This window comes from Methylobacterium sp. WL18, from assembly GCF_008040015.1.
Lineage (GTDB): Bacteria > Pseudomonadota > Alphaproteobacteria > Rhizobiales > Beijerinckiaceae > Methylobacterium > Methylobacterium mesophilicum.
This window is the reverse complement of the sequence record NZ_VRVD01001370.1, coordinates 1-352: the sequence shown is the minus strand read 5'-3', so window position 1 is coordinate 352 and position 352 is coordinate 1. Positions and strand designations below refer to the sequence as shown.

Below are 352 nucleotides of genomic sequence, written 5' to 3'. Positions count from 1 at the left end.
GGACGCTCTTGCGGTCACCCAAGCCGATCAGACCGCTCACGTAGAGCGGGCACATAGCCCGACGCGCAGGATGCGACAGTCCCGCAAGGAACGGCTGCAGCCACCGGTCCAGATCCTCACGCCATCCACCAGCACCTGACATCGCGAGCACCCACGCTCATGGCCGTGGCAGGCGAATCCGCAAAAACCTCCAGCGTTCCCTCAATCTACCAAAGTAGTGCTAGTTGTCTGGATGCGAGACCTCCTTGGCGTCTGCGACGATGCGAAGGGCGCGTTTGATGAGGCTTGGGCTGGGCGGTCTGTGGGTGGGATTGGCGAGCGCGGGATCAGCTTCGAGACGCTGGCGCAGCAC

General features: G+C 63.4%; 1 pseudogene. It reads right to left on the bottom strand.

The features are described from left to right. Nucleotides 1-142, bottom strand: a pseudogene (locus FV228_RS32795) (IS701 family transposase); the annotation flags it as partial. Nucleotides 143-352: the final 210 nt, after the last annotated feature.